Origin of the sequence: Cardiobacterium valvarum (assembly GCF_900460955.1) — a bacterium.
GTDB lineage: Bacteria > Pseudomonadota > Gammaproteobacteria > Cardiobacteriales > Cardiobacteriaceae > Cardiobacterium > Cardiobacterium valvarum.
Map to the genome: position 1 here is coordinate 1,434,674 of NZ_UFUW01000001.1, position 13,863 is coordinate 1,448,536.

The window sequence follows — 13,863 nt, forward strand, 5'->3', positions numbered from 1 at the left end:
GTTTGTGTGTCTGTTGCCGTTGCCTCCATTGCTGTCTCGAGTTAAAAATCCTGATTCAACGAACCGTCGCGATACTGATGTAGGCAAGAAGGACAACCAGGGTGCCAACCAGTAACATGATCGTGCCGACCATCCCGTTGACGGCCTCTTCGCTCTTTTCTTCCTTTGCTTTACGCCCCAGGGCATAAAGGCCGAGTAAAAGCGGCATGGCGAGCACGATTGCCACGATAACCACGGTGAAAAAACCGCTACTGCCGTAGTCTTTTCTCAGTCCCTGGATCTCAGCGTTATCATTGAATGCGGCCTTAATTAGGGCGACGTCGTTCTTCATAGAGCCAGATGAAAGTTTTTCGTTTTTTTGGTCTGCCATTAGTTCGGCCTCACGCGAATCAAGCTGCCACCTACTGTCGGTGGTGGTGTGGTATGGATGACGTCAATACGGGCATTGAGATAATCGCGAATACCCGCTTCGGTCGTACGCATTTGCGCAATGAGAGCGTCGTAGTTGAAACGAATCTTGCCGTTGCCCGATCTGCCATAACGACCCTGCAGGCTCTGTGCGCGCTCGCGTAAAAATTCCATTTCTCGCAATAAAGACTCGATTTCTGCCTGTTCACTTCGTTGCGGCTGCGCTACGGGTTTGGCCTTGCGCTTTTTCGGTACCTTTTGCGGTGGTGGCATGTCAGCCTCATCAGCCATTACGTTGAGGGGTAATAAGGCGGCGCAAATTGACAAGAGCGCTGTAATTCCGGTGCGACGGCTGCATACTCGGCTAGACGATTTTGTGGGAGGCGAAGACTTGGACATGACGAACTCCTAAACAATCTTTTTGAAGGTGGCGAAACTGGTGAGGATGGCGAGGTAGAACAGACCCACCCCGGGCAGCAGGATGTAATTGGGATTGACCGGGTTGGGCCAGCTGAGATAGATGACCGGCGAGAGACCGATGGTGTAGGGCACCAGGGCTTTGGCGTGGTGATAGACGCCAGCATGCTCGACGCCGCCGGTGACCTTGCGCAGCTCACGCATGTGCAGACCATCAATGGCGGCCAGCATACCGACTAGCACCAGAAGCACAGTGGAGAGGGAGACTATGAGGCAGCGAATACCGGTTACCATCAGGGTAAAAATGAAGGCATTGCGGTAATAGGCCCATTTCGCCAAGAATTGTTCCAATACTTGGGTGGAAATGAGCTTCTGCCCGATACCATGTGGCGCGTCCTGTGGCAGCACCAGCCAGTGTTTGAACCAGGCAATGACCGTCTGGCCGGCATCCTGTGCCGACATACCCAGCAGGGTGGTGGTGAAGTTGTCGCCTAGATAGGTCAGCTCGACCGCCAGCGTCCGCTCGGCATGGCCGTAATCCCACCAGCCAAACAGCATTCCGGCCCATTCAATACCGGTGCTGACAATGACCGAGAGGATGAGGTAACTCACCATGGCGAGCACCAAACCAAACGGCATGAACAACAGCCCGAGCAGGCTGCGTTTCTTCGGTTTCTCTGCGACGTTGTTCTGCTGCTGTTTCTTCTTGGCCATAGCTATTCATCCAGATCCATGTTGTCGTGCAGACTGTCGGCCGGGGAATCCCAGTAGTCAGTACCGATAAAGTCAATGTCGCTCTCATTCACCCACTGCTGAATTTCTGTCTTGAACTGGCTGGCTGCATCAAAACCGTTTTCCCCTTCGTTCAAAACCGCCACCGGGTTGAACCGGTCCTGATAGCCGTACCACTGCGGAATGTTGGATTGATAGTGCTCGCGCATCTTGGCGGCTACCTGGCGGATATCATTGGGGATGCGGTCATTGCGCTCGGGGATGAGCAGCGGCACCCGACCCTTGAAGGGCTTGTTGCCGTCCCAGATCCCGAAAAACTGCCCCTTGGGCAATTGCGTCAGGTCGGTGAGGCTGATTGATTCAATATCCGTCTCGGTCATCCGGGAGGTTGTGCTTGAGGTGAAGTCGATGCCGGAATGAATATCCGGGTTGTCGGCTGCGCCGGAGAAGGTCTGCATGCTCTTGACCCGTACCTTGCGCTGCTTGCCGGTGAAGGTCCGCGCCGTATCCTCTTCCTGGACGCGGAAGAAGATGACGGTATTGAAGTTACCGAGCATCTGCTGTGCATAGGCACGGTTGCCGAGCCGCGCTTCAAAGTCAGAGATAGTCTGGGTGTAGGCGGTGACGGATACGTTGGCACCACCTGCCTTGTTGAGTGAGGGGATCAGGGTCTTGTCGGCCGGCTCATTCGCTTCGTCAATGTGGATGCGGATGGGCCGGTCCTTGATCTCCACGCCGACATCAGGCAGGCCGTGGTTGCGCCCTTCCTTATAAATGCGGCCATACTGCGAGGTCAGGTCGGCGAGCATGGAGGCACCGACGGTGCGCGCTACTTCCTGGTCGGAGAGGGCATCGAGGCCGACGTAGACGATGCCGCCGGACTGGATGATGGAGCCCCAATCAAACGTCGGTTTTTTTGGATCCAGGTAGGTTGGCGAAATCAGCTGCGCGACTGCACCAGTCGTCATCTTCTCGAGGAAAGGATCCAGCGAAGCGATGAGCTTCGACAAATACTGCTGGTCGGTGATGAAGGCTTTTGTCAGCGATTGCGCGGTATCGAGCTCCGTTTCGGAAAAGGCATACTTGCCGAGATTGTGCTTGTAGAGGAGATAACGGGCGACGGCATCGCGGTCGCGCTTGATTTGCGAGACATCGTCCATCAGCCCCTGCTCCCTGCGCTCCTTGGGCTCCAGCCGCATCAGTTCAATGTAGCGCCGCAGCTCGGCCTGATAATTGGGGATACGCTCACCGAGGAGGCGGTCGATGTACTCGTTGTAGAGCGGCTCCAGCTGCTGGCTGTATTTTTTGATGAGGGGATAATTGGGGGTCTGGCCGATACCGACCAGGCCTTTCGCGACCTGGTTAACATAGCCCCACACGAATTCCTTAAAGGCGGCACTCTGCCCTTCTGCCGGCATCTGGCCGGCAATACGCGAGGCGACCTCGGTGATGCGCATATAGCTGCCGATCGGGTTGTACTGCGCCGATATTTCCGGGTAGCCCAAATGAAAGAAGAAAAATTTGTCTTCGCGCCCGGCGCGCACCGCTTCCGTGTAGCAGCGCAACATCAGGTCGGCATCGCCCTTGGGATCGATGACGATGACGACATCGCCACGCGCTATGTCTTGGGTGATGATGAGTTCGGCAAAACGTGTCTTGCCGACCCGGGTGGTGCCGATGACCAGGGTGTGACCGACGCGGTTGCCCAGATCCTGGAAGAGTTTTTCTTCCGGTTCGTAGAGCCCGACACCGTGCAGCCACGGCTGGCCTTCCAGCGGCGGGGCCGGCGGCCACGGGTTTAAAAACCACAGCGGATGCTCGGCGGCACAGGTGGACGAAGTAAAACGGGTCAGCCAGCGCATGTGATGCGCCTTCTCAAGAGCAATTTCAAGCTTGCGCATCCGCTTGTACCATTTAGGGTACTGGCGGTATTTGATGTTCTGCGGCAGCGAGAGGTCAAAGGCACGCTGAGTGTGGATGCTCTGCCATTCGAAGCCGAGGCCCATAAACTGTACCTTATCCGATACCGGGATGTCTTTGCTGCGCATGCGGTACATCGGCAGACGGGTCAGGTTCTTCTGATAGCGTTTTACACGCCGGCCACGGCGGTAGAGCTGAGCGGCGCGTGCCATGAACAGGCCGGAGAGGGTGTAGGCGACGGTGGGGACGGTAAACGCGAATTCGGAGGCGAGCAGCAGTATGCCGGAGCCGGCGGTGTAGGCGGTGGCTGGGACATACTCGTAGATGTCGCGCAAGAGGACTTCTTTACCCTGTTCCATCAGTCGTACCCCTGTGCCGGATTGAGCAGCATCACCGGCGTTTCCTGTGCCAGGGCAACACGGCGCTGTTTGCTCTGTGCCAGGCGTTGCGGCTTGCCCTGTTTCTCTCCGGATGCCACTTTCTTGGTCTTGGCCGGTGCCGGGCGGTGCTGTGCCAGCAAGGTGCGGTAGTGGCTGCTGATGCGGCTGACGTAGTCACGGGTCTCGCGGTAAGGCGGTACGCCGCGATATTTGCGCACCGCGTTCGGTCCTGCGTTATAGGCAGCCAGGGCCAATTCGAGAGAACCGAAGGTGTCGATCTGTCGCTTGAGGTAGGTTGCCCCACCAAAGAGGTTGGCATAGGGGTCGTAATACTGTGCCGGGCTCAGGCCGAGTTCACGTGCAGTACCTGGCATGAGCTGCATCAAGCCCATCGCCCCTTTGGGCGATCGAGCCGATGCCTTGAACCCCGATTCTTGCCGGGTAACGGCATGTAGCAACAGGGGGTCAACTCCGGTCTCGCGGCTGACCTGGGCGATGAGGGCGGACAATTCTTCACTGGCTGGAGCCGGCAGGGATTTTGCTGGTCGGGACGCAGCCACCGCTTTACCGCCCTGGGGCGCGGGTGCCACTTGTTGTAGGGGCAGTGACAAGCGCAGGGCAGCGCGGTCGAGCATCGTCGCGACCTCCATCTCAGCCCACAGTACCTCGCGGCTTTGCTGGCGGAGCGGACGTTCGTCAATGCCAAAGACAATGCCGGCTTTGCCGCGCTGATTGAGCAGCCAGGTAAACATCTCCTGGCGCGAGCGGAAGCGGTAGAGCTGGCCGTTGACGCGCACCGTCCATGGCCAGGGTACGAGCAATTTGTGCTCGTTTACCCAGCCGGCACGATCGAGCGCATGTCGGTACAGCGTTTCACCGGGGATGCCACGACGAGCCGCCACCTGCCGGTAAAAATCGGGCAAATCGGCCGGTATCGGCGCATTGGCAAGAGCAGCGCGCGGGGTAGCCACCGTGGTATTACCCTCCATCGGTACAGTATTATCGGCAAAAGCAGGACAAGCCAACGAGCTCAAGGCGGCGAGCAACAGGGAACGCATCAGCATTCCCCCCGAGCGTCACAGCCGGAGCCTTCGATACCACTATTACTGTCTGCCAGTCCTACCAGGTGAGGATTGGCTTTGTACAGTTCATAGTAACCAGCCATGCGCCGGGCGTAGTTATAGGTTTCACCGCCCCAGTAATGCGGACCTGGGACACCATTTGATGTGCTGGGTTGGGCGCTGCGCCAGTATTTACTTTTCGTATTCCGGTACAGCAGCGCCTTGGCTCTCGCCGGGCCGCTGTTATATCCGGCTGCCATGGCCTGCAAGTTGCCCTTGGCCCACCCCATTTGATTGAAATACGCAACCCCGGACCGGACATTCAGATCCGGATTACAGCGTGTCGCTGCAGTTATACCGGTTACTCTTCTCAGTCCGTTTGCCGTACCGGGCATAAACTGCATCAAACCGACTGCTCCCGCCGGAGATTTGACACATGGGCGGTATTTACTTTCAATCGTGATGATGGCCTGAATGAAAAACGGATTCTGTCCACCGGCACGTGCATAGCGGTTTGCCATATGCATATACTTCAATTGCCTTGCGCGGGCTTCACCCCGCAAAGGTTTTTGGTTTTCCGGGGGTGGATCCCATGCGCCACTGTAATTAGGTGTGCGAACGGGATAGCCTTCATCCACCATGGCGGCAGCATCCGCACTGTCTATTGCTTCGTCCGTCGGCAGAGTCTCACCGGAAGCATTAGAAAAGGCATAGCTGCTATTACCGCTCTCCGCAGAGCTTTTATTAGTCGTATGACTTTTTTGTTTACAGCCAACGAGAAGCAACGACAGAAATACGGCGGTTAGCAGACTGCGTGACAGACTCATCAGTTACTCACCCTGCCTGTTGTGGATCCGTGGGGAGCTCACCGGGGCTTTGCCTTCTGGTACGCACCAATAGTTTCGTTCGTACCAGTTGACGGTGAGATCACGCAGGCGGTAATTGCAGGTCTTGGCCGGATCCGGCGGTGTTGTGCTGCTGCAGGCCATGAGAGAGGAGGCAATGACGGTAAGGGCAAACAATCTCACGGCTGTTTCTCCGGGTTGGCGGCTGTGTTCTCTGTTGCTGTCTTGTTTGTGGGTGGCGGGGTGGCAGTTTCTTTGCCGGTCCCGGTTTTTTCAGTTGCACTGTTTGCACTTTTGGCCTTGTCAGTAGCAGCTTTGCCGGGGATGGTGGCTTTTTTACCGCCGTCCAGCTTGCTGTCTTTTGCAGCGGCAGCGGTTTTTGTGGTGTTCACTGTGGCAGCCGTCGATTCCTTGCTTGCTGTCGGGTTTTTTGGGGCAACTTTCTTCTCTGCGACTGATTTAGTCGTGACCGATGTTTTTGCTGCCGCAGCATCCACCGTCGGGCGTAAGGCAGTACGTTCTTTGCGCTCCTTGGTCTTTGTCTCACGTTTATCTGAGGTCGGTTTTGCCGCACTGCGCTGGGTGATGGTGTCGGCAAAATAGGTTTGTCCGTCACCGTAGCTGTCATTGCTGACGGCATAGTGCTGATCCCGCCAGCTGTTGCCACCACTGCCACGAGAGGTGGTCGTCAGCGGCTGGGAGGTAGGTGGATAACTGTTGGTATAGGAGGATGTGCCATAGCTGCCATACGGGATTTGCAGCGAAGGTTGGCTGTTGCCGGGGGGAATATCCGCGTAGACATCATTACCGTACGCCGTTGTCGGCATGGGTGCTGCTGCCGGTGCGGCTGCGGACGGAGCGGTGGTGGGTCGCGCCGATAGTGCGGCGTGGGCGTAACGGGGGGCAACTTCAAAAGAGACAAGCCGGTTGACGGGGTCGACGACAAGTGCCCATCCGTCGCCGGCAACCCACGATAGGGCTTCGCCCAGCGGCATCGGGCTGATGGTGCGTTTGTTGTCCGGCCACGGTTGGCGGTAGAGCCGCCAGATTTGTGGGTCAGCATGCATCGGTTGCGCCAGTTCCCAGCCGCTGCCGGCGAGCAGCTGTCGCAGGCCGTCCTCGACGGAGTAGGCGTTGATAGTTTTGAACACCTTCGCATCCAAATCACTGGCAAGTTGTCCGCTATCTGTGCCCTCAACAATGGTGTAGCCGTTGCCATAGTAGGTCTGTGCGCCGGCTGCGGTGGCAACGAACAGTGTTGCAACCGGAATTTTGCGAAATGCTGACATTGCCTCTCCGTGGTGATTTGGATGTGGGCATTCTCATGACGGCAACAGCGGATGTCAGAATTTGCGGTAAAAATTAGCGGGATAAAAAATGCCGTATTTGCGAGAGGCTAATGGCTTAATGGCTAGAATGGCCGAAGGGTTCCTACTCCTAAAGGAACGCTCGGCCCATGCGGGCCTCGCGTGGTAAAGGCCAGGGGAAGGGGATCCAGGGCCGAAGGGCCTTCTCAAGGGTCTAAGGGCTTTTTAAGGGCCTTTAAAGGTTTTTAAAGGCGTAAAGGTTTAAAGGTACGTGCACATGACAACAGACGAGCTTGCCCCCCACTATCGGGAAGCGATCGCCGCGTATGATCCGGTCATTGATACACTGCTGGCGCACTACAAAGGGTTTGAGCGCCAGGATGTGGCCAGCGAACATCTGCCACAGCATCAACTTGAACAATTCCTGTCCCGCCTGGACATCATTTATCCCTCGGCATCCGTGCAGAAGCTGAAAATTGCCATCCGGCATTTCATCACAGACCTGGAATGCTTCCGCTACAGAGTGGTCGCCAGAGACAGCGCTAACCATAATGTCGCCACATGGGATGCACTGGTCGAACCTCTGGAACAGTTCTTGCAACGTAACCGTGGACAGCGTGTGTTTTGTCGGCCGCAGTCAGAAGCTTATCCTTCGACTGACCTGATTCAGGACTGGATCAACAGCCGGGTCAGCCTTTTCAGCGACATGCAGCCCGGTTGAATCATGCTCAGACTATTGCGCAAAATCACGTCATTTACAGCTGCTCGCGGACAGGGAAGTGATGCAGACAGGATGCTGGATTACCGCGAATTACCTGTGATGACGGCTGAGGAATTATTTGCCTTCACCAAACAGCAAACACGGCTGCGCAACATCAAGCGCATCGTGCAGATTGACGATACGCGTTACAGAATTCTGTATCAGGAAGTGATTGAACGTTTTGCCGAGTTGGTACAACTGATGCCGGCGTCACAGGCACACCACCATGCTGTTCCCGGCGGGCTCTTTATTCACACGGTAGAGGTATTGGAACATGCACTTACCCTGCGCCAGCAATACAAATTGCCGCTGCTGGAAGCACAGGAAATACAAGAAGCACAGCGACACCTCTGGACATACGCCATTTTTGCCGCCGCGATCCTGCACGACGTGGGCAAGCGCCTGACCTTGGGACGTTTTGTCCTTAACAGGGACAACCACTTTTTCGATCCGTTTGCGGCGGATATTGGCAAACTGGCGGGGCAGCGCTATCAGATCGTCTTTCATCAGCCCCGTTACCACAAAATGCACGAGCAGATGGGACTGGCCTTCATGGCTCATTTGTTCCCCCGCGTCGGGCTGGATTTTCTGCTACCGGAAATTCATGTGATGAAGGAACTGCTGGCCTATATCCACGGCAATGTGGAAAACGACGGTTCCATAGGCCTGATCTTGCGTTTGGCCGACCAAGCCTCAACCGGGCATAGTTTGGCGCACAGCGACAGCCGCAAGTTCGCCAGTGCAAATCTGGAAAATATTGGCGAACGGCTGATGACCCAACTGAGACTTTTGTTGTCGAGCAATCATTTTGTCATCAATCGGGGCAACGGAAACGTCTATACCTCGGCAGACGGCCACTTCACCTACATCGTCAGTAAGACGCTGGCCGATGATCTGCGATCCACGTTGGCGGAACAGGGACAGAAAGATATTCCCAGCGATAACAACCGCATCTTTGACATTTTCCAAGAATACGCGTTCGCAGAAACAAACCCCGATACGGGTCAGATCATTCACTACATCCGTCGTGCCTGGGGAGACAAAGTACAAACATTTAGCGTGATCAAATTCCGCAGCAACCGTCTGTTCAGGGTGCCGCCTCCTGAACTTGTCGGCGGAACGATTACCGAGGTCGCCGGAAAATCAGCGGAGCCTAGCAGCTTGCCAGCAAGCAGTATGCGCCCGGCAGAGCAGTCGGCAGTTCGGCCTGAAGCCGCTGTAGCCGGCGTCCCGGCACATACGATGGCTGTTGCAGCGGTAGTTAAAGAGGCGTGGGCACCTGAGCCAGAGAAATCCCCCTTCCCGGACAGCGTTGATGAAGCCTTTCCTGAAACAGGTAGAAACCTACAATCCCCTGAAACAGAGAAAAGAGAAAGCGCTAATCCTGCGCCAGGTATATCGAATAAGAACGGGGGAGAGGTTGAACCTGATGAAGACCCATTTGGCACAACTGTACCGGTGCCCAGTCCGTTGATAGCTGAAGCAGCAGAAACAGGTACTACGTCAGCAGCAAATTTTGAAGACAGCACGGATGAAATCATCGATGACGTCCCTAGCGGCTACGGCAAAGAAGAAAAACAGAATCCTGAAACAGGTCAGGGGAAAGAAACGCCTGCAACAGGTGAAAGTACGGTTTCTACTGACGCAGGGGGGAATGCAGATACTGTTTCAGCAGAGCACACAGGGGTAGTGGATGCTGAAAGCGATTTGGGTGAACAGTTCCTGCTTTGGTGCCGAGCGCAAATCCGCCAAAAAGCCATCGTCATCAACCAATCCAGCGGTGTCATTCAAAAAGTGGCATACAAGCAACGGCAAGCAATCGCGGTTGTCACCCCCCGTATTTTTATCATGTTTGGTACCAGCCTTGGGCTGTCCGACCACTCAACAACTGTCAAACGCATTCAAAACGCCATTCACGCGAAAAAGCTCAATATCCCCGCTCCGCGCGGACAAATTCATAAATTTATTATCAAGAAATCCGAGAGCAATCCTCTCGGTGGAAATAAGCCAATCCATCACTATTTATTTGAAATAGATAAATTTTGTGAGAATGATGCAGAGGTGAAAGAAATTATTATGAAGACGAAAAACAATGGAAATCTTGCACTTTGCTGAGAAAGTCATTACATTTTGCAGCGTAGCAGTTCAGGATGCTACGGCAGGGAATGGATTCTATGACGCAAAGGTTTCTTCCCAACTCAAACCCAGCGACCATACACACAATGAACCTGCACTGCCCCAAACCGACAAGCGCCTTGTCCGCAGCTATCAAGGATACGTAAAAAACCACATCAGCCCCTGCACACCATTCGGCGGTATGCGCGCTCCCTTTAGCGTCGTCAAGCGCAAAACCCACACGCAAAAGCTGTCCTGTTTCCTGAAAAATCCAGTGATTAGCATCGAAAAACCCAGTGCCGCCCTGATTCCGTGTGCGCGTGACAACATCAGCCGTCACGCAGCGAAACACATCCCCGTTGCTCACGACTGGTCGAAAAACGGCGTTGAACACAAAAACAAAATCGACACCCTGTCACCCCCATATGACCGGGGCTACGAACTACAAAGCATCTCCGCCATCAACGCCGCTGACGAGCAGCCTCCCGCCGTATTGGCGCAAAACCCCGTGACCAAAGACACCGTGCACAGAAGCTATGGCCACAGCGACAAAATGTTGCACTTGGACTGCGCATGGCGCACATTGCCGCGCAAAATCACCCCACGGAAAAACAGAGCCTTATCCATAATTATTGACCGCGAAGCCGATAGCGTTTACCACCTGTGCGAATGGAACGCAGCGGGGCATCCATTCCTGGTGCGGATGCGCGGATACAGCGGCGTGACACGCGACGGCAAAACGTACAAAGCACAAGAACTTGAGCGGGAACCTTCTACAAAAACGTGCATTACCAGGGCAAACAGGTGGCGCTGGAAGTGGCGGGGACGGAAGTTGTATTGACGCAAACGGGCAAAGGGCGGCATACCCCGCTGAAAGCAAAAATGAACTGCGTACGGTTGAAGACGGCGGGGAAGACGATGGCGTTGTGGATACTGCTGACGAATACGGGAATTACGGCGCGGGAAGCGGCACAGTATGACGAGACTACCGCTGGCGGATCGAGAGCGACTGCAAACTGTTGAAGAGCGCGGGCTACCGGGTGGAGGGCTGGTAGCAGGAAACGGGGGAAAGGATTTGCAATCGGTTGCTGATTGTGGCGCAGAGCTGCCTGCAGGTGTGGCAGCTGCAAAGTGACCGGAGTGAAGCGGGGCGGCGGCTGTGTGAGTTTCTGATGCGGCTATCGGGCCGACAGACGAAGAAGGGGCGTGAGATTACCGCCCCTGCGCTCCTGGAAGGGATGCTTAAGCTGTTGTCAGCACAAGAATTATTGGAGTTTATGACACTGGAAGAGATAAGGGGGCTGTTGTTCGGGGTGGAGATGGGTAGATACCTATGGCCAAGCGGGATAAATGCTAAACAGGAAATAAAAAACGGCGGTTACCCGCCGTTTTTGCTTCATCAAGCGGCTAATCAGTCCACCAGGATGCGCAACATACGGCGCAGTGGTTCTGCCGCGCCCCACAGCAGCTGGTCGCCGACGGTGAAGGCGCTGATGTATTCCCCGCCCATCGCCAGTTTGCGCAGGCGGCCGACCGGGACGCTCAGGGTGCCGCTGACTTTGGCCGGACTGAGTTCCTGCATGCTCGCTTCTTTTTCGTTGGGGACGACTTTCACCCAGTCGTTGTGTTTGGCGAGCAGTTGTTCGATTTCGGCAATCGGCAGGTCTTTTTTCAGTTTCAGGGTCAGCGCCTGGCTGTGGCAACGCATCGCGCCGACGCGGATGCAGAGGCCGTCCACCGGAATGGGGTTGGCACTGCGGCCCAGGATTTTGTTGCTTTCCACCCCGCCTTTCCATTCTTCTTTGGATTGGCCGTTACCGAGGTCGGCGTCAATCCAGGGGATGAGGCTGCCGGCGAGCGGCACGCCAAAGTTGGCTTTGGGGTAGTCATCGCTGCGCAGGGCGGCGCTGACTTTGCGGTCGATGTCGAGGATGGCGCTGTGCGCGTCAGCGAGTTCGTCCGCCACTTGTGCGTGCAGGTAGCCCATGCCGGCGAGCAGTTCGCGCATGTTTTTCGCGCCCGCGCCGGAGGCTGCCTGATAGGTCATGCTGGTTGCCCATGCGACGAGGTCGTTTTCAAAGAGGCCGCCGAGCGCCATCAGCATCAGGGAAACGGTGCAGTTACCGCCGATGAAGTCTTTTTTGCCGTCGCGGATGGCGGCGTCAATGACGTGGCGGTTGACCGGGTCAAGGATGATGACGGCGCGATCGTCCATGCGCAGGGCAGAGGCGGCGTCAATCCAGTAGCCGTCCCAGCCGTGCGCGCGCAGTTGCGGGTGGATGGCCTTGCTGTAATCGCCGCCCTGGCAGGTGAGGATGATGTCCATCGCGGCAAGGGCATCAAGGTTGTGTGCGTCTTGCAGGGTTTTACCGCTTCCGGCGAAGGTGGGTGCCGCTTCGCCTGCTTGTGAGGTAGAAAAGAGGGTGGTCTCAACGTGGGCGAAGTCGCCTTCTGCCTGCATCCGCTCGATGAGTACGGAGCCGACCATGCCGCGCCAGCCGACGATGCCGAGTTTTTTCATGGGTGTTCCTCTAAATTTTGAATGGGAGCGGGGTTTTATCACTTTTGCCCACGGACAGGCAAGCGGGGACTCAGGCGAGCCGCTTGAGGCAGGCGGTAAGCTGTTGCTGCACCAGGGCGCGGATGGCGCCGAGGTTGTCATCCGGCGCGGGAATGCGGATAAGCGGGATACCCGCCGCCGCCAGAACGATGTCCTTGATTTTGTCGTTGATGCGGGCAATGTCGCGGCTGAGGCCGTGCCCGCTGCCGTCGATTTCGATAACGGCCAGCGGGCGCAGTTCGTGGTCGATGACAAGCAGATCCACCCGCTTGCTGTTCACCGCCCAATAGGCACAACGGTCTTTGCTTTGCAGGATTTCGCCGAGGCTGACTTGCAGGAGCACTTGTTCGTTGCGGCGGCGTTTTTGCACGATGTCAACGGCGGTCTGGTAGGCGGCTTTTTCGAGACGGTTGGCGAGCGGCTTCGCCTGAAAGGGCGCCCCGCGCACCGCTTGCAGGTGTTCGCGGGCGCGTTGCAGGATGGGGTTGTTCTTGTCGCTTTTTTGCCGCTGGCGGCGGCGCAGGCGAATGATGCCGAGAATGAGCAGCGCCGCGATGATAAAGAGGGCGACGCCGATAAGGCAGTTATGCGGCATGGTTCAGGGCAGGTGCTGCGCTTTGAGGGCGAGGGTGGCGAAGGGGATGATGGTGATGAGGGCAAAGAGGCTGAAGGCACCGAGCAGGGCGTAATGACCGCCAATGGCGAGGCCGAGCAGGTTGTCATGCCCGGCGGTGACACCGATGATGAGGATGGGGATGTAGAGCGGCACGACGATAAGGAAGCGCAGGAAGGTACCGTGCGTTTGCGCAAGCGTCAGCACGGCGCCGAGCGCGCCGATGAGCAGCAGCGGCAGGCTGCCGAGGGCGAGCAGCGCTGCGGTGGCGGGGATGTTCGCGACGGGGATGTGCAGCATCAGTGCGAGCAGCGGCAGGATGGCGAGGAGCGGCAGGGTGAAACGCAGCCAGGCGGCGGCGAGTTTGGCGGGCAGGAGTAGCCATAGATCGGGCAGGTGGAGGCGGTCCTGACTGAGGGTACCGTCGGCGTAATCGGCGGCGAAGAGTTGTTCGCCGGCAAGCAGGGCGGCAAGCAACAGCGCAATCCACAGTGCGGCGGGAGCGGTGCGCAGCAGGGTGTCGTTATCCGCACCGCTTGCGAGCGGGAAGAGGATGATGGTGAGGGTGTAGAAGAGGAGCGGTTGCAGGATAGTCTGCGGATTACGCAGACTGGTGTGCAGTTCGCGGCGGATGAGGGTGGCAAGCATGGGGCAGGCGGTAATAACGGGGCGCGCAAGGATATACCCACCGCGCGGTGTGTGTCATACGCTTTTTGCTGCCGGTTTGTTATCGCGCCGTTTCGCG

At 56.7% G+C, this 13,863-nt stretch carries 13 protein-coding genes; 3 read left to right on the forward strand and 10 right to left on the reverse strand.

Going from position 1 to position 13,863, the window contains the following annotated elements:
- Positions 1–55: 55 nt before the first annotated feature.
- From DY250_RS07010 to DY250_RS07040, 7 genes are all read right to left on the reverse strand, one after another.
- Positions 56–370, reverse strand: coding sequence for a hypothetical protein (locus DY250_RS07010; RefSeq protein ID WP_115611676.1), 315 nt, complete (start codon positions 368–370; stop codon positions 56–58).
- Entirely contained in the window at positions 370–807 is a 438-nt protein-coding gene (locus tag DY250_RS07015) for an RAQPRD family integrative conjugative element protein (protein ID WP_115611677.1), read from the reverse strand. The genes DY250_RS07010 and DY250_RS07015 overlap by 1 nt, the downstream gene beginning before the upstream one ends.
- 9 nt (positions 808–816) lie before the next feature.
- The gene (locus DY250_RS07020) at positions 817–1,539 is read right to left on the reverse strand and encodes an IncC plasmid conjugative DNA transfer DtrJ family protein (RefSeq protein WP_115611678.1); all 723 of its coding nucleotides are present in this window, start codon (positions 1,537–1,539) and stop codon (positions 817–819) included.
- A 2-nt stretch (positions 1,540–1,541) separates the two neighbouring features.
- Positions 1,542–3,812 carry a type IV conjugative transfer system coupling protein TraD gene (gene traD / locus DY250_RS07025; RefSeq protein ID WP_172542262.1) on the reverse strand — a complete coding sequence of 757 codons (2,271 nt, stop codon included), beginning with the start codon at positions 3,810–3,812 and terminating at the stop codon, positions 1,542–1,544.
- Between the two features lie 23 nt (positions 3,813–3,835).
- Complete coding sequence (locus DY250_RS14745) at positions 3,836–4,915, reverse strand: lytic transglycosylase domain-containing protein (RefSeq protein ID WP_281270365.1); 1,080 nt, start codon at positions 4,913–4,915, stop codon at positions 3,836–3,838.
- A complete protein-coding gene (locus DY250_RS07035) occupies positions 4,915–5,745 on the reverse strand; it encodes a lytic transglycosylase domain-containing protein (RefSeq protein ID WP_115611680.1) in 831 nt (276 codons plus the stop codon). The genes DY250_RS14745 and DY250_RS07035 overlap by 1 nt, the downstream gene beginning before the upstream one ends.
- A gap of 197 nt (positions 5,746–5,942) precedes the next feature.
- Positions 5,943–7,052, reverse strand: a complete 1,110-nt coding sequence (locus DY250_RS07040) for a hypothetical protein (RefSeq protein ID WP_115611681.1) — start codon at positions 7,050–7,052, stop codon at positions 5,943–5,945.
- Positions 7,053–7,347: 295 nt separating this feature from the next.
- On the opposite strand from DY250_RS07040, the gene DY250_RS07045 reads away from it, so the two are divergent.
- From DY250_RS07045 to DY250_RS07055, 3 genes are all read left to right on the forward strand, one after another.
- Positions 7,348–7,791, forward strand: a complete 444-nt coding sequence (locus tag DY250_RS07045; RefSeq protein WP_115611682.1) for a hypothetical protein — start codon at positions 7,348–7,350, stop codon at positions 7,789–7,791.
- 3 nt (positions 7,792–7,794) lie between these two features.
- The gene (mobH, locus tag DY250_RS07050) at positions 7,795–9,945 is read left to right on the forward strand and encodes a MobH family relaxase (RefSeq protein ID WP_115611683.1); all 2,151 of its coding nucleotides are present in this window, start codon (positions 7,795–7,797) and stop codon (positions 9,943–9,945) included.
- Between the two features lie 202 nt (positions 9,946–10,147).
- Complete coding sequence (locus DY250_RS07055; protein ID WP_147293481.1) at positions 10,148–10,786, forward strand: hypothetical protein; 639 nt, start codon at positions 10,148–10,150, stop codon at positions 10,784–10,786.
- 570 nt (positions 10,787–11,356) lie between these two features.
- On the opposite strand, the gene asd is transcribed toward DY250_RS07055, so the two are convergent.
- From asd to DY250_RS07075, 3 genes are all read right to left on the reverse strand, one after another.
- Entirely contained in the window at positions 11,357–12,466 is a 1,110-nt protein-coding gene (gene asd / locus DY250_RS07065; protein ID WP_115611686.1) for an aspartate-semialdehyde dehydrogenase, read from the reverse strand.
- Between the two features lie 70 nt (positions 12,467–12,536).
- Positions 12,537–13,100, reverse strand: a complete 564-nt coding sequence (locus DY250_RS07070; RefSeq protein WP_115611687.1) for a DUF2726 domain-containing protein — start codon at positions 13,098–13,100, stop codon at positions 12,537–12,539.
- A gap of 3 nt (positions 13,101–13,103) precedes the next feature.
- Positions 13,104–13,766 carry a heme exporter protein CcmB gene (locus DY250_RS07075; protein ID WP_115611688.1) on the reverse strand — a complete coding sequence of 221 codons (663 nt, stop codon included), beginning with the start codon at positions 13,764–13,766 and terminating at the stop codon, positions 13,104–13,106.
- Between the last annotated feature and the right edge of the window lie 97 nt (positions 13,767–13,863).

Coding starts and splice junctions, on each gene's coding strand:
- DY250_RS07010 (WP_115611676.1), bottom strand. CDS start 370: ATGGCAGACCAAAAAAACGAAAAACTTTCATCTGGCTCTATGAAGAAC.
- DY250_RS07015 (WP_115611677.1), bottom strand. CDS start 807: ATGTCCAAGTCTTCGCCTCCCACAAAATCGTCTAGCCGAGTATGCAGC.
- DY250_RS07020 (WP_115611678.1), bottom strand. CDS start 1,539: ATGGCCAAGAAGAAACAGCAGCAGAACAACGTCGCAGAGAAACCGAAG.
- DY250_RS14745 (WP_281270365.1), bottom strand. CDS start 4,915: ATGCGTTCCCTGTTGCTCGCCGCCTTGAGCTCGTTGGCTTGTCCTGCT.
- DY250_RS07035 (WP_115611680.1), bottom strand. CDS start 5,745: ATGAGTCTGTCACGCAGTCTGCTAACCGCCGTATTTCTGTCGTTGCTT.
- DY250_RS07040 (WP_115611681.1), bottom strand. CDS start 7,052: ATGTCAGCATTTCGCAAAATTCCGGTTGCAACACTGTTCGTTGCCACC.
- DY250_RS07045 (WP_115611682.1), top strand. CDS start 7,348: ATGACAACAGACGAGCTTGCCCCCCACTATCGGGAAGCGATCGCCGCG.
- mobH (WP_115611683.1), top strand. CDS start 7,795: ATGCTCAGACTATTGCGCAAAATCACGTCATTTACAGCTGCTCGCGGA.
- DY250_RS07055 (WP_147293481.1), top strand. CDS start 10,148: ATGCGCGCTCCCTTTAGCGTCGTCAAGCGCAAAACCCACACGCAAAAG.
- asd (WP_115611686.1), bottom strand. CDS start 12,466: ATGAAAAAACTCGGCATCGTCGGCTGGCGCGGCATGGTCGGCTCCGTA.
- DY250_RS07070 (WP_115611687.1), bottom strand. CDS start 13,100: ATGCCGCATAACTGCCTTATCGGCGTCGCCCTCTTTATCATCGCGGCG.
- DY250_RS07075 (WP_115611688.1), bottom strand. CDS start 13,766: ATGCTTGCCACCCTCATCCGCCGCGAACTGCACACCAGTCTGCGTAAT.